Source organism: Microbacterium neimengense, from assembly GCF_054782995.1.
In genome coordinates this window covers 586,108-605,559 of sequence record NZ_BAAGRK010000003.1, presented here as the reverse complement: position 1 = coordinate 605,559, position 19,452 = coordinate 586,108, and the positions used below count along the sequence as shown (strand labels likewise).

Annotated in this window: 18 protein-coding genes; 9 read left to right on the top strand and 9 right to left on the bottom strand. The window is 70.4% G+C overall.

The features are described 5' to 3' along the window. Positions 1 to 5 precede the first annotated feature (5 nt). The gene (coaBC, locus tag ACYVJS_RS05610; protein ID WP_460738523.1) at positions 6 to 1,202 is read right to left on the bottom strand and encodes a bifunctional phosphopantothenoylcysteine decarboxylase/phosphopantothenate--cysteine ligase CoaBC; all 1,197 of its coding nucleotides are present in this window, start codon (positions 1,200 to 1,202) and stop codon (positions 6 to 8) included. 50 nt (positions 1,203 to 1,252) lie between these two features. On the opposite strand from coaBC, the gene ACYVJS_RS05605 reads away from it, so the two are divergent. Further along, positions 1,253 to 1,978, top strand: coding sequence for an NRDE family protein (locus ACYVJS_RS05605; RefSeq protein WP_460738521.1), 726 nt, complete (start codon positions 1,253 to 1,255; stop codon positions 1,976 to 1,978). Position 1,979: 1 nt separating this feature from the next. On the opposite strand, the gene ACYVJS_RS05600 is transcribed toward ACYVJS_RS05605, so the two are convergent. Then, entirely contained in the window at positions 1,980 to 2,306 is a 327-nt protein-coding gene (locus ACYVJS_RS05600; protein ID WP_243231181.1) for a DUF7882 family protein, read from the bottom strand. Positions 2,307 to 2,379: 73 nt separating this feature from the next. On the opposite strand from ACYVJS_RS05600, the gene ACYVJS_RS05595 reads away from it, so the two are divergent. Together ACYVJS_RS05595 and ACYVJS_RS05590 are read left to right on the top strand one after the other, a co-directional pair. Beyond that, positions 2,380 to 2,694, top strand: a complete 315-nt coding sequence (locus ACYVJS_RS05595) for a DUF7882 family protein (RefSeq protein ID WP_309734854.1) — start codon at positions 2,380 to 2,382, stop codon at positions 2,692 to 2,694. A gap of 91 nt (positions 2,695 to 2,785) precedes the next feature. After that, the gene (locus ACYVJS_RS05590; RefSeq protein WP_460738518.1) at positions 2,786 to 2,926 is read left to right on the top strand and encodes a hypothetical protein; all 141 of its coding nucleotides are present in this window, start codon (positions 2,786 to 2,788) and stop codon (positions 2,924 to 2,926) included. Here the strand turns inward: ACYVJS_RS05590 and ACYVJS_RS05585 are convergent. From ACYVJS_RS05585 to ACYVJS_RS05560, 6 genes are all read right to left on the bottom strand, one after another. Beyond that, complete coding sequence (locus ACYVJS_RS05585) at positions 2,904 to 4,121, bottom strand: alpha/beta hydrolase family protein (protein ID WP_460738516.1); 1,218 nt, start codon at positions 4,119 to 4,121, stop codon at positions 2,904 to 2,906. The genes ACYVJS_RS05590 and ACYVJS_RS05585 overlap by 23 nt on opposite strands. Before the next feature lie 33 nt (positions 4,122 to 4,154). Further along, positions 4,155 to 5,555 (bottom strand): aspartate aminotransferase family protein, encoded by a 1,401-nt coding sequence (locus ACYVJS_RS05580; RefSeq protein WP_460738514.1) that lies wholly within the window; start codon positions 5,553 to 5,555, stop codon positions 4,155 to 4,157. Positions 5,556 to 5,879: 324 nt separating this feature from the next. Next, on the bottom strand, positions 5,880 to 8,180 hold the full coding sequence (locus tag ACYVJS_RS05575; protein ID WP_460738512.1) for a beta-xylosidase/alpha-l-arabinosidase: 2,301 nt from the start codon (positions 8,178 to 8,180) through the stop codon (positions 5,880 to 5,882). Then, the gene (locus ACYVJS_RS05570; RefSeq protein WP_460738510.1) at positions 8,180 to 9,073 is read right to left on the bottom strand and encodes a carbohydrate ABC transporter permease; all 894 of its coding nucleotides are present in this window, start codon (positions 9,071 to 9,073) and stop codon (positions 8,180 to 8,182) included. The genes ACYVJS_RS05575 and ACYVJS_RS05570 overlap by 1 nt, the downstream gene beginning before the upstream one ends. After that, on the bottom strand, positions 9,070 to 10,083 hold the full coding sequence (locus ACYVJS_RS05565; protein ID WP_460738508.1) for a carbohydrate ABC transporter permease: 1,014 nt from the start codon (positions 10,081 to 10,083) through the stop codon (positions 9,070 to 9,072). The genes ACYVJS_RS05570 and ACYVJS_RS05565 overlap by 4 nt, the downstream gene beginning before the upstream one ends. A gap of 13 nt (positions 10,084 to 10,096) precedes the next feature. Then, the gene (locus ACYVJS_RS05560; protein ID WP_460738506.1) at positions 10,097 to 11,383 is read right to left on the bottom strand and encodes an extracellular solute-binding protein; all 1,287 of its coding nucleotides are present in this window, start codon (positions 11,381 to 11,383) and stop codon (positions 10,097 to 10,099) included. A 191-nt stretch (positions 11,384 to 11,574) separates the two neighbouring features. Here ACYVJS_RS05560 and ACYVJS_RS05555 point away from each other — a divergent pair, with 191 nt between their 5' ends. Beyond that, positions 11,575 to 12,579 carry a LacI family DNA-binding transcriptional regulator gene (locus tag ACYVJS_RS05555; protein WP_460738504.1) on the top strand — a complete coding sequence of 335 codons (1,005 nt, stop codon included), beginning with the start codon at positions 11,575 to 11,577 and terminating at the stop codon, positions 12,577 to 12,579. A 50-nt stretch (positions 12,580 to 12,629) separates the two neighbouring features. After that, positions 12,630 to 14,150, top strand: coding sequence for a glycoside hydrolase family 43 protein (locus tag ACYVJS_RS05550; RefSeq protein WP_460738502.1), 1,521 nt, complete (start codon positions 12,630 to 12,632; stop codon positions 14,148 to 14,150). On the opposite strand, the gene ACYVJS_RS05545 is transcribed toward ACYVJS_RS05550, so the two are convergent. Next, positions 14,137 to 15,294, bottom strand: coding sequence for an ROK family protein (locus ACYVJS_RS05545; RefSeq protein WP_460738500.1), 1,158 nt, complete (start codon positions 15,292 to 15,294; stop codon positions 14,137 to 14,139). The two genes, ACYVJS_RS05550 and ACYVJS_RS05545, sit on opposite strands and share 14 nt — an antisense overlap. 60 nt (positions 15,295 to 15,354) lie before the next feature. On the opposite strand from ACYVJS_RS05545, the gene xylA reads away from it, so the two are divergent. The 4 genes from xylA to ACYVJS_RS05525 all read left to right on the top strand — a co-directional run bounded on the left by xylA (position 15,355) and on the right by ACYVJS_RS05525 (position 19,313). Beyond that, positions 15,355 to 16,545 (top strand): xylose isomerase, encoded by a 1,191-nt coding sequence (xylA, locus tag ACYVJS_RS05540; protein WP_460738498.1) that lies wholly within the window; start codon positions 15,355 to 15,357, stop codon positions 16,543 to 16,545. 184 nt (positions 16,546 to 16,729) lie between these two features. Further along, positions 16,730 to 18,031: a xylulokinase gene (gene xylB / locus ACYVJS_RS05535; RefSeq protein ID WP_460738495.1), complete on the top strand. Its 1,302-nt coding sequence runs from the start codon at positions 16,730 to 16,732 to the stop codon at positions 18,029 to 18,031. A gap of 80 nt (positions 18,032 to 18,111) precedes the next feature. Then, the gene (locus ACYVJS_RS05530) at positions 18,112 to 18,807 is read left to right on the top strand and encodes a GTP pyrophosphokinase (RefSeq protein WP_460738493.1); all 696 of its coding nucleotides are present in this window, start codon (positions 18,112 to 18,114) and stop codon (positions 18,805 to 18,807) included. Between the two features lie 26 nt (positions 18,808 to 18,833). Next, the gene (locus ACYVJS_RS05525; protein WP_460738491.1) at positions 18,834 to 19,313 is read left to right on the top strand and encodes a glutaminase; all 480 of its coding nucleotides are present in this window, start codon (positions 18,834 to 18,836) and stop codon (positions 19,311 to 19,313) included. Positions 19,314 to 19,452: the final 139 nt, after the last annotated feature.

Here is a 19,452-nt window from a genome sequence, read left to right as displayed (position 1 = left end):
TCTGATCAGCGCAGGCCGAGCACCGCATCCCAGACGGCATCGGCGACCTCGCGCTTCGAGCCGGAGGTCTCGGTCTCCGCCTCCTCGGTCAGCAGCAGCGCGGCGTTCTCCTCGGACTCGAACCCCTCGCTCCAGCCGACACGGTTGACGACGAGCAGGTCGGCGCCCTTGCGCTCGCGCTTGCGGCGCCCGCGCTCGCGCAGGTCGTCGCCGGATGCGGTCTCGGCGGCGAACCCGACGATGGTCTGCCCGGGGCGGCGGGTGCGGGCGAGCCCCGCCAGCACGTCGGGGTTCTCGACGAGCCGCAGCGTCAGCGTGCCGTCGCCGCCCTCCTTCGTGAGCTTCGTGTCGGCGACCTCGCTCACGCGGTAGTCCGACACCGCGGCGGCCATCACGACGACATCCGCGACGGATGCGGCCGCCACGACCGCATCCTGCAGCTCGGCGGTCGTGCCCACGTGCGAGATGTGGATGCGGGGGTGGGAGGCGGCCGAGGCGAGCACAGCGGCCTCCACATGTGCGGCGACGAGATCGACCTCGGCTCCGCGGTCGGCGGCGGCCAGGGCGAGGGCGATGCCTTGCCGCCCGCTCGAGCGGTTGCCGATGAAGCGCACCGGGTCGAGTGGCTCGCGCGTGCCGCCCGCGCTCACGAGCACCCGTAGTCCTTCGAGGTCGGGGGCGGACACGAGGCCGAGGGCTGCGCGCAGGATGTCCGCCGGTTCGCTCATTCGGCCGGGTCCGCTGTCGCCGCCGGTGAGCAGACCGTCGTCGGGGCCGACGACGATCACGCCGCGGCTGCGCAGGGTCGCCATGTTCGCGGTCGTCGCGGGGTGGCGCCACATCTCGGTGTGCATCGCCGGGGCGATGACGACCGGTGCGGTCGTGGCGAGCAGCGTCGTGCCGAGCAGGTCGTCGGCGATGCCGGCCGCCATCTTGGCGATCGTGTTCGCGGTGGCGGGGGCGACGATGACGAGATCCGCCTGCTGTCCGAGGGAGACGTGGCGCACGCGCGCGACGTCGTCGTGAACCGAGGTGGTGACCGGGTTGCGGCTGAGCGCCTCCCAGGTCGGCAGGCCCACGAACCGGAGGGCATCGGCCGTGGGCACGACGTGAACCTCGTGGCCGGCGCGAACGAGGTCGCGCACCAGATGTACCGTCTTGTATGCGGCGATGCCGCCCGTGACTGCGACGACGACGAACATGTCTCGATTGTCGCATCCGGTCCCGCCGCGCGAAGGAGACCGTTCCGCCGATGTGCACCGTGATCGTCCGCGTGCCCGAAGAGGCCAGCGAGCCCACACGGATCGTGGCCATCCGCGACGAGGACCCGAATCGTCCGTGGAACCGGCTGGGCCCCTGGTGGCCGGACGCCTACCCGGGCGTCATCGGGGTGCACGACGTGCGAGCCGGCGGCGCGTGGCTCGCGGCCGACCCCGCCGCATCCCGGCTGGCGGTGCTGCTGAATCGCGCCGACACCTCACCTCTCGCGGATGACGCGGTCATCTCTCGCGGCGTGCTGCCGCTGGAGGCGGTGGCGGGCCGGGCGCCCGAGGGAACGCCGCCGACGCGCGGCTTCAACCTGCTCGACGTCTCACCAGCCGGCGCCCGGGTGATCTCGTGGGACGGTGAGGCGCTGCGCGAGAGCGTGCTGAGCCCCGGCACGCACATGATCGCCCACGACGACCTCGACGATCCGCGCACGGCGCGCATCACCCACTGGCTGCCGCAGTTCGCCGCGCTGGCCGAGGAGGGGTCGGGTGACGAGTGGTGGCGCACCTGGCTGGAGGTCATCGAGCGGAGCGCTGAGCTGGAGGCGACCGATGATCGTGCGCTTATCCGCGATCACCGACACCTCGGCATCCCGACGCTGTCGTTGCTCGTGTGCGTGGCGAGCGTCGGGGGAGTCGGCGGCGCGGACGTGCGCTACGCGGACCTTCCCGCGCCGGGGCACTGGGGCCCGCTCACCCCGACCGCCTGAGTCAGGATGCCGTCGGCGCGGGGTGGGAGTCGAAGTGCTCGGCGACGAGCATGATGCCGCCCGACGAGTTGGCCGAGTTCGCCAGCTCTTCCACCCATTCGCGACTGAGCATGGCCGGTTCCGGGTCGTCGAAGACGAAGCGCAGCGGGATCGACGGATGCAGCCAGAGCGTGCTCCGGCCGCGCGGCTGGTCGTCGGGGTGCCGCCATGACAGGGTGAAACTCTCACCGCGGCGGAGCTTGGTCGCGATGACGACCTTGAGATGCGCGAGAGCACGATCCTCGATGTGGATCGGCGTGCTCCCGCCGCCGTAGTAGATGGTTCCCATGCGCACACCCTAATCCCGACCCGCCCGCAACGGGAGGTCACGCCATCCGGGACGTGCTGGTTATGCTCGCACCATGGGCCGATTCATTTACGACACCGCCTCGAACGCCGTCGAGATCGAGGACAGGACTCTCGCGCATCTGCGCATCGTCGTGATGAACAAGCTGCGCCGCGGCGAGCCCTTCATGTTCGACGTCGAGGTGGGCGACGGCAGCGGCCGCCGCAGCTTCTGGGTGCACCCGTCGGTGCCGATGCAGTTCCACTTCTACGGTTCGCGTCAGCCGAAGATCAACCGCGCGTGGGTCGAAGACCTCATGCTCGCCGCATCCGGGCCGCATGGCCTCTCGATCGTGCCGGAACCGGCCGACGAGCCCGTCGAACACGGCTGAGAAGTTCTACGGCGCCCGGCTCGAGCTGTCAAGAGCATCCGGGTTCGTCCCGCGGATGAGGCAGGCTTGTCTCCCGCAGGAGGTGAGGCCCATGCGCCCCCGCGACGAGAACGCCCAGCCCGATTCGCCCGAGGCGGGCGCGCTGTTCGACAGCGTGCCCGGCATCGACGTCGTGGACGGCGAACTGATGCCGCGAACGGACGGGCCTGTCAGACCTGGATCGTCGCGCTGACCCAGTCCAGCACGCGCTCGTGCACGAGCGTCCTCGCCAACGGCTCGCAGTGGCCGTCCGCTCCTTCGGCGGCGGTGAAGCGCACCAGGTGCGAGACGTCCGGCGTCATGGCGGCGAGTCGCTCCGACTGCCCCGGCCAGAACTGCTCGCCCTCGGGGGAGGTGATCAGCAGTGGTGTGTCGATGCGCGCCGACTGGGCATCCGTCAACGCGAACTCCCGGATGCGGCGGATCACCGCGGCGTACCCGCTGACACCCACCGGCCGGGAGCGGAACGCCCACGTCGCCGAAAGATCGGGGGAGAATCGCATCCCGAGGGCCATGTCGCGATCGAATTGCGCATCCTTCCCCTCGTCGAGGAGCCGGCCGAGCGACGCCGGCAGGTGATCCGTCCACGACGTCGATACGTCGACGACGCCGGGATCGACGACGGCGGCCGCGAAGCGATGCTCGCCGGAGAGCGCCCGCGGCACCCAGTAACCCGCCTGACTGATGCCCCAGACGACGACGCGGTGCTCGTCGACGTAGCGGTGGCTCACGAGCTCGTCGAGGACAGGGGTCAGCACGTTCTCCCAGTCTGCGCGGAACGGCACGTGGTGCTGGAAGAGCATCGACTGCTGGCCGGGCCCGTCGAAGACGTACGCGTGGAAGCCCCGTGCCAGGGCAGCGGCGACGCCCGTGCCCCAGAGCGAGCTGATCGAGCCGTCGCTGCCGTTGACGAAGGCGATGGTCGGGCGAGGACCCGCCGCATCCGCGTGGAAGAGGTAGCCGGGCATCAAGGTGCCGTCGAGCGGCACATCGATCCGGCTCACCCGCACGCCCGCGCCCGCGGCGAACGCATCCCACGCGGCGCGATGCGCGGCGAACAGCGCCCCCGCCCGGTCGGTATCGTCGGCGGCGGATGCGGCGTCCACCGCGACCGCCAGATAGTTCGCCGCGCGCAGCGACGCCCAGCGCGCCGTGTCGGAACGCCCGCCGGCCGCCGCATCCGCCGCCTGTCGTGCGACGCGCTCGCCGAGCGTCTGCCACGCCGAACGCCATGCGGCCGCATCCTTCGGCTTCACCTCGCCGACGGCCGCGAGGACCTCGCCGATGTCCGCGCCGCCGGACGGCGCGAGACCGAGCACGCAGCGCACCACGAAGTCACGATCCGCCGACCGCGCGAACGGAGCGGCGAAGACACTGGTATGCGACATGATCCCCCGAATCGTCTCTGTGCCGACGGCGTGTCAGAGGCGCAGCCAGGCCTCGGTGAGCACACCGCGCAGGATCTGCTCGATCTCGTCGAACTCCGCCGGCCCGATCGTGAGCGGCGGTGCGAGCTGGATGACGGGATCCCCTCGGTCGTCCGCGCGGCAGTAGAGTCCCGCGTCGTAGAGCGCCTTGGAGAGGAAACCCCGCAGCAAGCGCTCGGACTCGGCCTCGTCGAACGTCTGCTTCGTCGCCTTGTCCTTGACGAGCTCGATACCGAAGAAGTATCCGGCGCCTCTGACGTCGCCCACGATCGGCAGATCGGTCAGCCGTTCGAGAGCCGCACGGAACAGGGGAGAGTTCTCGCGGACGTGCGCGTTGAGCTGCTCCTCCTCGAAGATGTCGAGGTTCTCCAGGGCGACCGCGGCCGAGACAGGGTGCCCCGCGAAGGTGTAGCCGTGCGCGAAGCTCGTCGTCCCGGTCGCGAAGGGTTCGTAGATGCGGTCGCTGACGATCGTGCCGCCGAGTGGGGAGTAGCCGCTGGTGACCGCCTTCGCGAAGGTGATCATGTCGGGCTGATAGCCGAAGGCGTCGGCGGCGAAGTACTCTCCGACGCGGCCGAAGGCGCAGATGACCTCGTCGCTGACCAGCAGGACGTCGTGTCTATCGCAGATCTCCCGCACCCGCGCGAAGTAGCCGGGTGGGGGAGGGAAGCATCCGCCGGAGTTCTGCACCGGTTCGAGGAAGACGGCGGCGACCGTGTCGGGACCCTCGAAGAGGATCATCTCCTCGATGCGGTCCGCGGCCCACCGGCCGAACTCCTCTTCCGAGGTAGCGCTGAAGCCCATCTCGGCGGCACGGTAGAAGTTCGTGTTCGGAACACGGAAGCCGCCCGGCGTGAGCGGCTCGAACATCTGCTTCATGCCCGGAAGCCCCGTGATCGCGAGCGCTCCCTGCGGGGTGCCGTGATAGGCGATGGCGCGGGAGATCACCTTGTGCTTTCCCGGCTTGCCGACGAGCTTCCAGTAGTTCTTGGCGAGCTTGAATGCGGTCTCGACGGCCTCGCCGCCGCCCGTGGAGAAGAAGACGTGATTCAGATCGCCGGGGGCGAGATCGGCCAGTCGGTCGGCGAGCTCGATCGCGGCCGGATGCGTGTACGACCAGATCGGGAAGAAGGCGAGCTGCTCGGCCTGCCGAGCGGCCGCCTGGGCGAGGCGGCGGCGGCCGTGACCCGCGTTGACGACGAACAGGCCGGCGAGTCCGTCGATGTAGCGGCGGCCCGCCGCATCCCAGATGTGATGACCCTCGCCGCGGACGATGATGGGCACGCCGTCGGGCGAGTCCATCGTGGACTGCCGCGCGAAGTGCATCCAGAGGTGGTCGCGTGCCTTGCTCTGCAGATCGGCGATGTCGAAGGACGGGGCGGGTTCAGCAGTCATGTCGGCGCCTTTCGTTGCGCCCGACGATACTCCCGCCCCCGCGCAAACTGCACCCGTCGGACGGTCGCCCTCCTCCTCTGCCCGAGTTGCGTCGCATGTGCGCAGATGCGCCAGTTCTGCGCGGATGGGACAGTGACTGTCTGTGGCTGTCGCGCAGATGTGTGGCGGATGCGGCGGGGTGCGGCGTTTCGTCTCGCTGCGCTCGCTCAACGACCGGGGCGGGGCTGGGCTCGCTGAACGACCGGGGTCGCGAGGGCGGAAGGCGCGAAGAGGCCGGCGCGCGATCTGTCCCCCCAGCGCGCGCCGGCCCGTCCCGCTCGGCGCCTACGACGTGATGCTCACCACCGTGAGTCGCTCGTCGCGCGCCGTGATCTCGTGCACCCCTCCCGCAAGAGTGGTCTCGGCTGCCGTCTCGCGCTCGTCGCAGGACGGCCCGACCCAGACCTCGAGGGCGCCGGGTTCCACCACCCGGCGATAGCCGCGGTCGGAGAATGCGAGCCGCGCGGCAGGAACGGCGAACTCCACCGTGACCCGCTCGCCGGCGGCGAGCTCGACGCGGGCGTAGCCCACGAGCTGCGCGACCGGACGGGTCACCGACGCGACCGGGTCGTGCGTGTACAGCTGCACCACGTCGACGCCGGATCGGTCGCCGACGTTCTCGACCACGACGCGTGCCGTGAAGCCGCCCGCGGTGCTCGCATCGGCATCCACCTCGAGGTCGCTGTGTGCGAATCGCGTATAGGAGAGGCCGAATCCGAACGGGCGCACCGGGGTGCTGTCCGCACTCGTGATCTCGTTCGCCGCGCCCAGCAGCGGATGCAGGTAGCTGTACGGCTGCGCCCCCGCCGACCGCGGGAGGGAGACGGGCAGCCGCCCCGACGGTACCGAATCCCCGGCGAGAAGGGATGCCAAGGCAGTGGCACCCTCCTCGCCGGGGAAGAATGACTGCAGCACCGCGGCCGGCGCGGTCTCGCCCTCGAGGGCCCAGTCGATCGCGTAGGGGCGGCCCGACAGCACCACCAGGACGACGGGCGTGCCGGTGGCGACGATGCGCTCGACCAGCTCCCGCTGCACGCCGGGCAGCTCGAGCGACTCCACGTCGTTGCCCTCGCCGACGGTTCCCCGGCCGAACAGCCCGGCGCGGTCGCCCACCGCGACGATCGCCACCTCGGCGCCGCGGGCGGCATCGATCGCCGCGGTGAAGCCGGAGCGGTCCTCGCCCTCGACGGCACACCCCTCGGCGATGTCGAACGACACGTCGGGGTAGCGCGCGATCAGGCCCTCCCGCAGCGACGGGATCTCGAACCCCATCGGAACGCCGGGATGGTGCGCCAGCACGTGGTTGACGAACGAGTAGCAGCCCATCAGTGCCGAGGCCGCATCCGCGTTCGGCCCGATCAGCGCGATGCGCGCGGGCTCGGCCAGCGGCAGGACGCCGTCGTTGGAGAGCAGCACGATCGACTCGTCGGCCAGGCGGCGTGCGAGCTCGCGGTGGCGAGGGGTGTCGAGGTCGACGGATGCGGGCGCCGGCTCCTCGAAGGTGGCATCGAGCAGGCCGAGCTCCTCCTTCTGGGTGAGCACGCGCAGCACGGCGCGGTCGATGTCGGCGATGGGCACCGCGCCCTCGCGGACGCGCTGGGCGAGGGGCTCGGCGTACGCGTCGCCGGTGGGAAGCTCCACGTCGATGCCCGCCGCGAGCGCGAGTGCCGCCGCCTCGCCGCGGTCCGCGGCGATCTTGTGCATCGTCTCGAGGAACGCGACGGAGAAGTAGTCCGAGACGACGACGCCGTCGAAGCCCCACTCCTCGCGGAGCAGCCCCGTCAGCAGTTCGCCGGATGCGGCCACCGGGACGCCGTCGATGTCGGCGTAGGAGTTCATGACGCTGCGGGCGCCTCCGTCGCGGACGGCCATCTCGAACGGCGGCAGGAAGACGTCCTGCAGCTCGCGCCGGCCGGCGTGCACGGGTGCGTGGTTGCGGCCCGCCTGCGACCCCGAGTAGCCGACGAAGTGCTTGAGTGTCGCGTGCACCCCCGCATCCTGCAGGCCCCGCACGTAGGCGGTGCCGACGGTTCCGACGAGGTAGGGGTCCTCGCCGATGCACTCGTCGACGCGTCCCCAGCGCGGGTCGCGGATGACGTCGAGCACGGGGGCCAGACCCTGGTGGATGCCGAGTTCGCGCATCGAGTCGCCGATCGCTTCACCTACTTCGGCCACGAGTTCGGGATCGAACGCCGCACCCCAGGCGAGCGGGGTCGGGAACGTCGCCGCCTTCCACGCGGCCAGGCCCGTGAGGCACTCCTCGTGCACGATCGCGGGGATGCCCAGCCGCGTCTGCTCCCGCAGCCGGCGCTGCTCCGACCACAGCCACTGGGCACGCTCGACCGGGTCGACCGGACGCGTGCCGTAGACGCGGGTCAGGTGGCCGATGCCGTGTACCGACGCATCCGCGTATCGCGTGGAGCCGGCCATCTCGCCGGCCATCGGCGCCACGACCTCGTCGCCCTGGTCGATCCAGAATCCGACGAGCTGAGCGAGCTTCTCCTCGAGGGTCATCTGCGCGAGCAGGTCGACGACGCGGGAGCTGGGGGCCGTGGCGGACACTGCCGCATCCTGTTCGAGCGACATCAGCCCTTCACCGCCCCGGTCAGACCGCCCACGATGCGGCGCTCGAAGAGGCTGAAGAACACGAGGGCGGGGATCATCGAGAGCGACGTGAACGCGAGCACCTTGGCCGTGTCGACCGAGTACTGCGACGCGAACGCCTGCGTGCCCAGCGGCAGCGTGAACGACGCCTCGTTGTTGAGGATGAACAGCGGGAGCATGTAGGAGTTCCAACTCTGGACGAAGACGAGGATGCCGACGGTGATGATGCCGGGCACCGCGAGCGGGACGACCATCCGCCAGAAGAAGCCGAGGCGCGAGCATCCGTCGATGGATGCGGCCTCCTGGAGCTCATGGGGGATCGCGGCGAGGAAGGGGACGAGGATGATGATCGTCATGGGGAGGCCGAAGGCGATCTGCGGCACGATGACGCCCGCCAGGGAGTTCATGAGGCCGAGGTCGCGCACCAGGATGTACAGCGGCGTGATCGCGACCGTCATCGGGAACATCAGGCCCGCGGTGAACAGCGCATAGAACGCACCGCGTCCGCGGAAGTTGTACCGCGCCAGCGCGAAGGCGGCCATGAGACCCAGGACGACCACGAACAGCGTCGTGGCGACGGCGGCGATGAGCGAGTTGCCCACCTGGCGCCAGAAGACGCCGCTGACCAGCACGTTGACGTAGTTCTCCCAGTTCCACGTCGTCGGAAGGCCGGACGGGTCGAGGGTGATCTCGGAGTTCGTGCGGAACCCGCCGAAGATGACGTACGCGACGGGCGCCAGCATCAGGGCGACGAGCACGAGGGCGATGAAGTAGACGGCGAGGTTGGACGACTTCCGCTGGCCGGGAAGGCCGCTCGAGTGTCGGCGGGTCGGGGTGCGCCGGCCCGGGGTCACGACGGCAGCGGTGGCGGTCATCGGGCACCTCCCGTGATGGCGCCGGCGGTGTCGCGGCGCAGGACGAAGCGCTGGTAGAGCAGTGCGACCGCCAGCGAGATGAGGAACATGACCACCGCGACCGCACTGCCGTAGCCGTAGCTTCCGGCATTGCGCCCGTTGGCGACCATGTAGGTGGCCATCGTCGAGGTGCCCGCCGTCGAGGCGACGTACTGACCCCACACGATCCACACGAGATCGAACAGCTGGAGTGATCCGATCACCGACAGGAACGCCCAGATGCGGATCGTCGGTCCCATGAGCGGCAGGACGATGTGTCGCTGGATCTGCCAGTACGATGCGCCGTCGATCGCGGCCGCCTCCGACAGCTCCTCCGGGATGCCCTGGAGGCCGGCGAGGAAGAGGATGACGGCGAAACCGACGTACTTCCACGTGATGATGACCATGAGCGTCCAGATCGCGAGAGAGGGATTCGAGATCCAGTCGTTCGCGAGAGCGCCGAGGCCGATCTTCTCGAGCAGCCCGTTCAGTGCGCCGTTCGACTGCAGGAGCAGTCCCCAGCCGAGGCCGACGACGACCTCGGAGATGACGTACGGCACGAAGATCAGTACCCGGATGAGGGACTGGAACCGCATCTTGCGGTTGAGCAGCAGTGCGAGCCCGAGAGCGAGCGGTCCCTGCATCACGAGCGACATGACGACGATGAAGCCGTTGTGTCCCAGGGCCTCGTGGAAGGCCGGGTCGGTGAGGATCGTGACGTAGTTGCGGATGCCGACGAAGTCGGTGGGGGCGCCGTAGCCCGACCAGCTGAAGAAGCCGTAGAACGCCGCCATCGCGACCGGGAAGATCACGAACGAGACGAAGACGATCAGGGCGGGGCCGAGGAGCAGGAGCAGCTCGGCGCGCAGGCGCCACCTGCCCCCGCGTCGGCGGGGCCGGGCGGGCGATGCCGCGGATGCGGCACCGCCCGCCGGCGGAAGGCTGTCCGCCGCGTCAGCGACGGTACTCGCGTGTTCGCGAACGGAAGCCATCGTCATCGACCTCTCAGGACTTCGCGGCCGCGGCGTTGACGGCGTCGACGATGTCCTGCGGCGTGCCCTTGCCCGCGAACAGGTCGACGACGGCGACGTTCAGCGCGTTGCCCACGTTCTGGCCGTACAGGGTGTCGAGCCACACGACCACGTAGGGGGCGTTGTTGTAGCTCTTGAGGATGTCGACCAGAGCGGGGTCGGTCACCACGCTCTGCGCCTCGGTGGATGCCGGAAGGGTCTGGAACGCCTTCGCGTAGCCCTCCTGGTTCTCCTTCTCGGCGATGAAGTTCAGGAAGTCGACGCACTGCTTGGGAGCGTTGACCCAGCAGCTGAAGCCGTCGACGCCGCCCATCATGGCGCCCGCCTCGCCCTTACCGCCCGAGATCTCGGGGAAGGGGAACCACTTGAGGTCGGCGAGAGGCTCCTCGTTCGGCGTCAGCGAGGCGATCACGCCCGGGTCCCAGGCGCCCATGAGCTCCATCGCGGCCTGGTGGTTGGCGAGCAGGCCGGCCGACGAGCCGGCGCCCTGCTGTGCGGTCGTGGTGAGGAAGCCGTCGTTGAAGGGGTTCGTCTTGATGAAGGCCTCGAGGTTCTCGCCCGCCTCCAGCCAGCACGGGTCGTCGAAGGACCGGTCGGAGGCCGCCTTGTCGAGGGCATCCTTCGAGCAGGCGCGCAGGGCGAAGTTGTAGTACCAGTGCGCGGCGGGCCATGCGTCCTTCGCGCCGACGGCGATCGGGTCGATGCCCGCCGCACGGAGCTTCTCGTTGGCCGCCTCGAGCTCGTCGATCGTGGTGGGGGTCTCGGTGACGCCGGCCTGGGTGAACAGGTCGGACGCGTAGTAGATGCCGGAGGGCAGGACGGCGGTCGGAACGCCGTAGTTCTTGCCGTCGATCGCGAAGGCGGAGAGCGAGCCGCCCATCGCGTCCTTCGTCGCCTGCGAGAGGCCGTCGGTGAGGTCCATGGCCTGTCCTGCCTTCACGACGTCGGCGAGCTTGCCGCCGCCGCGGGCCATGAAGATGTCGGGCGCGTCGCCGGAGTTCAGGGCGGTCTGGAGCTTGCCGTCCATCTCCTCGTTCTGGATCGACTGGATCTCGATCTTGACGCCGGGGTTGGCCTTCTCGAAGGCGGCGGCCGTGTCGACCCAGTACTGCTTGCCATCACCCGTGGTCGAGTTGTGCCAGAAGGTCAGCGTGACATCGCCGCCGTTCTCGCCGGAGTCGCCGCCGCCGCTGCAGCCAGCGAGCGCCAGGGCGCTCATGGCCAGTGCAGCAGCACCGACCAGCAACTTCTTGGTTCTCATGTGATCCACCTTTTCTCTTCATCGAGTCGCACCTCGAGGTGCTGCTGTGGGCACGAGCATCCGTGGCGTCGCTGCCTCGACGTGGCGTCGTGCGGGGGCTCGAAGGGTTCGAGCGGTGTCAGTGTGACAAGGGCCCGAAGGGGTGTCAAACGTTTTCGAAAACCTTTTCCGGTGGTCTACGCTGAGGCGTCATGGTCCGAAGGGTCACGATTCACGACGTCGCCGCCGCCGCCGGCGTGTCCGTCGCGACCGTCTCGAAAGCCGTCAACGGCCGGTACGGCGTGGCGGAGGAGACGGTCGCACGCGTGCTGTCGGCTGTCGATGAGCTGGGGTACGAGTCCAGCCTTGTCGCCTCGAGCATGCGCTCGCGGCGGACGGGCGTGATCGGCGTTCTCGTCGCCGATTTCGAGCCCTTCTCCGCGGAGGTGCTCAAGGGCGTGGGAAGCGCGCTGGCCGACTCCGGTCACGATGTCCTGGCCTACAGCGGCTCGCACCAGGAGGGGACGGGATGGGAGCGCCGCTCCCTGAGCCGGCTCAGCGGAACGCTCATCGACGGGGCCATCATGGTGACCCCCACGATCGTGAACGTCGCTTCGGACGTGCCGATCGTCGCCGTCGACCCGCACACCGGCCGTGCCGACCTCCCGACGGTCGAGTCCGACAGCTTCACCGGCGCGCAGCAGGCGGTTCGCCATCTCGTCGAACTCGGGCACCGCCGCATCGGCTTCATCGCGGGCCGCCCGGACCTGCGCTCTTCCGCCGCGCGAGACGCGGGCTACCGGGTCGCGCTCTCCGAGGCCGGCATCCCCTTCGATCCGAATCTCGTCGGCGTCGGCCGATATCACGGTGACATCGCTCGCGAGGCCGCCGTGCAGATGCTCTCGTCGCCGCACCGTCCCACGGCGATCTTCGCCGCCAACGACCTCTCCGCGCTCTCGATCATCGACGTCGCGCACGAGCTGGGACTCTCGGTGCCGGAGGACCTGTCGGTCATCGGGTTCGACGACGTCCCCGAGGCCGCCCGCGCGGCCCTGCCGCTGTCGACCGTGCGCCAGCCCATGCAACGACTCGGCGCCGCCGCCGCGACCATGGTCCTCGCCCTCATGAACGGCGAAGAGCTCGATGCGACGCACGTCCGGCTCGCGACCCGGCTCGTCCCGCGCGCCACCACCGCCCCGCCGCGCGCCCAGCGCTGAGACCACCGCCCGCACCGGGCGGCACCCGACCAACACGCGAAGGAGCATTCATGGGTCGTTACCGCAATCCCATCCTGCCGGGCTGCCATCCGGACCCCAGCATCTGTCGCTTCGGCGACCGCTACGTCCTCGTGACCTCGAGCTTCGAGTACTTGCCCGGACTGCCCGTCCACGTCTCGGACGACCTCGTGAACTGGACGCTCGCGGGGCACGTGCTGCATCGGCCCGGGCAGATCGACCTTGCCGGACTCACCTCGTCCTCCGGCACGTACGCGCCGACGGTGCGCGAGGTGAACGGGCGGCTCGTCGTGGTGTGCACGGTCGTCGGGCCCGAGGACGGCGACTGGGCCGGGCGGACCGGCCACTTCCTGGTCACGGCCGACGCTCCGGAGGGCCCATGGTCAGACCCGGTGTGGATCGATGGTGTCGGCGGATTCGACCCCTCGATCACGGTCGACGGCGATCGCGTCTGGCTCTGCGGCACGAGGGAGGCCGTCGAGGGCTACTGGCCCGGGCGCACCGAGGTGTGGGTGGCCGAGCTCGACCTCGCCTCGGGGGCGCTGCGCAGCGCACCCGTCGTGATCTGGACGGGAGCCGCCGTCGGGGCGGTCTGGGCCGAGGGGCCGCACCTGCTGCCGCATCCGGATGGCGGCTGGATGCTGCTGGTCGCCGAGGGCGGCACCGACCTCGAGCACGCGGTGTGCGTCGCCTACGCCGATCGCATCGAGGGTCCGTACGCGGGGGATGCGGGAAATCCCCGCCTCTCGCACCGCGATCTCGGCCCCGTGGCGCCGATCGTCGCCGTGGGGCACGCCGACCTGGTGGACGATGCCGGCGGGCGCAGCTGGGCGACGGTGCTGGCGCTGCACCCCGTCGAGGGGCGACGGGGGATCCTCGGCCGTCGGACCTCCCTCGTGCCGGTCTCGTGGGCCGACGGCCGTCCGTTGTTCGCGCCGGGCGTCGGGCGAGTCGAGGAGGTCGTGACGGCGGAGGGCGTGCCGGATCAACGGCCGCAGTCGACCCGCGTCGAGGAGCACTTCACCGCCGAGCGCCTCGACCTCGAGTGGAACGGCGCCGGGCGACTGCCGGAGGAGATCGCGAGCTGGGGTGACGACGGCCTGCTGCTTCCCGGTGGTGCCGAGCCGTCGAAGACGGCGGGGGTCTCGTTCCTCGGTCGGCGTCTGCCCGACGAGAACAGCGAGGCGTCGCTGCGCGTACGGATCACCTCGGGAGATGACGCGTTCCGCGCGGGCATCCTGCTGCGGGTCTCCGATGCTCAGCAGCTGGAGGTGTCGGTCACAGGCGCCGGTGAGGCGATCGCGGTGCTGGCCGGAGCGGAGATCGGGCGGTTGTCGCTCGGACGCGACGCCGTCGGTGACGAACTCGAGCTCACCCTCCGCATCCGGGATCTCACGGCGCGGCTCTTCGTGGGCGAGGAGGAACTGGCCTTCTGCGAGCTCGACGTGCTGGCCCCCCGGCCGCCGCGCGGGTTCATCGGTGCCTGGGTGGGGCCGGTGGCGGTCGGGTCTGGCCAGGCGCGCATCACACGTTTCACGCTCAGCGCGGGCTGAACTCCGAAGGGTCGGCGAGGAGATCGGCGAAGGCGAGTTCGCCGGCCCCGATGAGCAGACGGTCCTCGGCGAGCGAGGCGAGGCGCAGCTGGAGGGTCTCGGCGCATGCGGGCATCGCCTGGGCGCGCACCGCTTCGCCGAGTGCGCCCAGATCGCTCGCGCACAGCGCCGCGAGGAACCCGCCGAGCACGACGACGCTCGGGTTGAGGACGTTCACCGCGTTCGCCAGCGCCGTCGCGAGGATGCGCTGCTGCCGCTCGATCTCGGCGCGGGCGTCTCCGGATGCGGCGGCGACCGCATCCGTGAGCTGTGCGTCGTCGGCATCCGTCAGCCCGAGGGCGGCGAGCAGGAGCGAGCGGTTGACCTCGTCCTCCAGGACGCCGCCGGGTACCCGCCGATCCGCCGTCTCCTCGATCCCCGGTCGGTTCTGCCCGAACTCGCCCGCGTACCCGCCGGTGCCGGCCAGCGGGTTGCCCGCGACGATCACGCCGCCGCCGATGCCGCTCGCGCCGCCGTTGAGGTACACGACGTCGGCCGTGCCGCGCGCGGCGCCGAACAGGTGCTCGGCGAGCACACCGAGGCTCGCGTCGTTGCCGATGGCGGTGGGGAGACCCGTCGCTTCCCGGATGAGCTCGGCCAGGGGAACGTCCCGCCACCCGAGGTGAGGGGCGTCGCGCACGAGGCCGTCGCCGGTGCGGACGAGTCCCGGAACGGCGAGTCCGATGCCCACGATGCGATGAGCGGCGAGCTCCGCGCGCCGCCAACGGTCGATGTGCTCGGCCACGAGCGTCGCAGTCTCGGCGGGCGTGGGGGCTTCGGGCATCGTGACGCGAGCGCGGACGGGGATCGAGAGGTCGAGCCCGACCGCAGCGAGGGTGACCGCATCGACTTCCGGGTTGACCGCGATCGCGACCGTCCGGGACTGTGGGGCCACGATCGGGGAGGGGCGCCCCGCCCGCCTCGCGGGGTCGGGTGCTTTCTCTGCGACGAGCTGCTGCGCCGCGAGTTCGGCGACGAGGGCCGCGACCGTCGAGCGGTTGAGTCCTGTCGCCTCGGTGAGGGCGGCGCGCGAGAGGGCGCCCTCGCGGTGCACGAGTTGAAGGATGCGGGAGAGGTTGCGCTGCCGCATGCCGATGGCGTCCATGGCTCCAGTGTAGTAAGTTGCGAATAACAACATATCCGCCTCGCATCGCGAAGGAGCGTCATGCCCGCCCCCACTCCCGCCGACAAGTTCTCGTTCGGCCTCTGGACCATCGGATACAACGGCACCGACCCGTTCGGGGGGCCCACCCGTCCCGCCCTCGATGTCGTCCACGCCGTCGAGAAGCTCGCAGAGCTCGGCGCCTACGGCCTCACCTTCCACGACGACGACCTGTTCGCCTTCGGCTCCACCGATGCCGAGCGTCAGAAGCAGATCGATCGCCTCAAAGGCGCACTCGCCGACACCGGGCTGATCATCCCGATGGTCACCACGAACCTCTTCTCGGCCCCCGTCTTCAAGGACGGCGGCTTCACCGCCAACGACCGCGACGTGCGCCGCTACGCGCTGCGCAAAGTGTTCCGCCAGCTCGACCTGGGCGCGGAACTCGGCGCCAAGACCTTCGTGATGTGGGGCGGCCGTGAGGGCGCCGAGTACGACAGCGCGAAGGACATCCGCGCCGCCCTCGAACGTTACCGCGAGGCCGTCAACCTGCTCGGCGACTACGTCACCGACAAGGGCTACGACATCAAGTTCGCCATCGAGCCGAAGCCGAACGAGCCCCGCGGCGACATTCTGCTGCCGACGCTGGGCCACGCGATCGCCTTCATCGACTCGCTCGAGCGTCCCGAGCTCGTGGGCCTGAACCCCGAGGTCGGGCACGAGCAGATGGCGGGCCTGAACTTCGCCGCCGGCATCGCCCAGGCGCTGTACCACGGCAAGCTCTTCCACATCGACCTCAACGGCCAGCGCGGCATCAAGTACGACCAGGACCTCGTGTTCGGACACGGCGACCTGCACAACGCGTTCGCGCTCGTCGACCTGCTCGAGAACGGCGGACCCGGCGGTGTTCCGGCGTACGACGGCCCCCGTCACTTCGACTACAAGCCCAGCCGCACCGAGGACGAGAAGGGCGTGTGGGAGTCGGCCGCGGCCAACATGCGCACCTACCTGCTCCTGAAGGAGCGTGCCGCGGCCTTCCGCGCCGACCCCGAGGTGCAGGAGGCGCTCGCCGCAGCCAAGGTCCCCGAGCTGTCGGTGCCGACCCTCAATGACGGCGAGACGTACGAGCAGTTCCTCGCCGACCGCTCGGCCTACGAGGACTTCGACACCGATGCCTACATGGGCGGCAAGGGCGGCGGCTTCGTGCGCCTGCAGCAGCTCGCGACCGAGCACCTGCTGGGCGCCCGCGGCTGACGCACCCGCATTCGGTCCGCCGCCGGGACCCGTGTCCCATTTGCCGCACTCCGTGTCCCACTTTCCGCAGGATTCGACCCCGAAAACTGCGGAAAGTGGGACACGGCGCGAAGCGGATGCGGGAAGCGCCCTCTGAAGAAGCAGACGTCCCTCGGAAGGGCGTCCTGAAGAAGAAGGAGCAGCGATGACGCTGGTGTTGGGGGTCGACTCGTCGACCCAGTCGTGCAAGGTCGTCGTGATCGACGCGGAATCGGGTGCCATCGTGCGCACCGGACGCGCCCCGCATCCGGACGGCACCGAGGTGGACCCCGCGGCCTGGTGGGAGGCGCTGCAGTCGGCCATCGCGGAAGCGGGCGGTCTCGACGACATCGCCGCATGGTCCATCGGCGGGCAGCAGCACGGGATGGTGGCGCTCGACGCCGACGGCCGGGTCATCCGTCCGGCGCTGCTGTGGAACGACACCCGCTCCGGCGGCGCCGCCGCTCAGTTGACCGCCGAGTTCGGCGCCGAAGCGCTCGCCGAGCGCACAGGTCTCGTCCCGGTCGCCTCCTTCACCATCACGAAGCTGCGGTGGCTGCGCGACAACGAGCCCGACAACGCGGCGCGCGTGGCCGCCGTCGCGCTGCCGCACGACTGGCTCACTTGGCGTCTGCGGGGGTACGGCCCCGCAGACGAGAGCGCCCTCGGTCCCGTGCTCGACGAACTCGTCACCGACCGCTCCGACGCGTCCGGGACCGGCTACTGGTCGCCCGAGACGGGCGGCTACGACCGCGGGCTGCTGGTCGCCGCCCTCGGTCACGACGCCCTGCTGCCGCGCGTGCTCGGACCCGGCGAGTGGGTGACGGATGGGGCCGGCCGCCGCGTCGGCCCGGGCGCCGGTGACAACGCGGGTGCCGCCCTCGGCGTCGGCGCGGTCCCGGGGGATGCGATCGTCTCGATCGGCACCTCGGGAACGGTGTTCGCGGTCAGCGCCGAACGTACGATCGACGCCACCGGCACGGTCGCGGGGTTCGCCGACGCATCCGGCAACTTCTTGCCCATCGTGGTGACCCTCAACGCCGCGCGTGTGCTCGACGCCATCGCGCGGCTGCTCGGCGTCGACCACGCCGAGCTCAGCGCACTCGCGCTGACGGCGCAGCCGGGCGCAGGCGGCCTCCGGCTCGTTCCGTACTTCGAGGGGGAGCGCACCCCCAACCTGCCGGACGCGACCGCATCCCTGGAGGGCATGACGCTCGCCTCGACGACGCGGGAGAACCTCGCCCGCGCGGCGGTGGAGGGCATGCTGTGCGGGCTCGGCGCGGGCCTCGACGCCCTCCGCGCCCTCGGCGTGCCGCTCGAGCGCGTGCTGCTGATCGGCGGCGCCGCCCAGTCCGAGGCGGTGCGCCGCGTGGCGCCCGAGGTCTTCGGGCTGCCGGTGGAGGTTCCCGAGCCGGGGGAGTACGTGGCGCTGGGTGCCGCCCGTCAGGCCGCCGGCACGCTGGGCTGAGCGCGAGGATCGACCGGGGCATGGCCGATCCGGTCGGTCCTCACAGCACCCACCGAGCGGGCGCCCGTACGGTCGGAGATATGAAGGTGCCGCTCGAGCAGCAACAGATCATGATGTCCCCCGCGCAGCTGCGCGAGGTGCGCGACGAACTGCAGCGGTTCCTGCTCGAGTACCGCTTCGGCATGCAGGAGATCGAGACCAAGATCTCGATCCTGCGGGACGAGTTCCTGCACATGCACGAGTACAACCCGATCGAGCACGTCACCAGCCGCTTGAAGTCGCCCGACAGTCTCGTCGACAAGGTCACGCGCAAGGGCATCCCGTCGGACTTCGCCTCGATCCGCGAGCACATCACCGACATCGCCGGCGTTCGCGTCACGTGCAGCTTCACGACCGACGCGTACCGGCTCTTCGACCTGCTGACCCAGCAGGACGACATCAGCGTGCGCACCGTCAAGGACTACATCGCCACACCCAAGGAGAACGGCTACAAGAGCCTGCACGCGATCGTCGAGGTGCCGGTCTTTCTCTCCACCGGCCCCGTACGCGTGCCGGTCGAGGTGCAGTTCCGCACGATCGCGATGGATTTCTGGGCGAGTCTCGAGCACAAGATCTACTACAAGTACGACCGCCAGGTGCCGATGGGGCTCACGGAGAGCCTGCGCGAGGCGGCCGAGACCGCGGCCGCGCTCGACGAGCGCATGGAGCGGTTGCACCGCGAGGTGCACGGAGAGCAGGGGCAGGCGAGCAGCCCGTCCAACGTCATCCGCGTCTGAGGCTGCAGCGCGGTTAGGCTCGGCGCGTGGACGCCGTGGCCGAACTGCTGGATGCGGCCCGGCGCGAGCTGGGCGAGGTGCCGCGCGAGGCGCTGGGCGTGTGGCGCAGCCGCCGCATCCTCGGCATCCCCACGGCGCCGCGCATCGTGCCCGCAGGCTCCGCATGGCATCTGGGCGTGCTCCTGCTGACGGATGACGCCGTCCTCGCGACGGGCGAGGTCGTCCGGGCGCGGGAGGAGGTGCGGCGCGGGTTCGCGGCCGAGTCGCAGCGGGAGCGGGCAGCGATCGCCGCGGCAGCCTTCCGGGGCGGATTCGCGGAGGGGCAGAGCGTGCACGTCGGCTGGGAGCCGATCGATCCGGACGCGGTGGATGCGGCATCCTCGCCGCTGCGGATCGGCGTCGACGGACCGATGGTGCGCTGGAGTGCGGCGGGCGGATTCATGCCGCTCAGCACCTACCTCGCCGAGCGGGTGGCGCTTGCCCGCACCCCGCCCGCGGGAGCGTGATCGCGCCCTCGGATCCGGAGCCCTCGCGGCGGTCGGCGTCAACCCCCGCGCGCCCTTCATGCTCGTGGGTCATGCTCCGATGGTGACCGACGATTCCGCGCCCTCCGCGTCCACTAGGGTGAAATCCCCCTCATCCGAA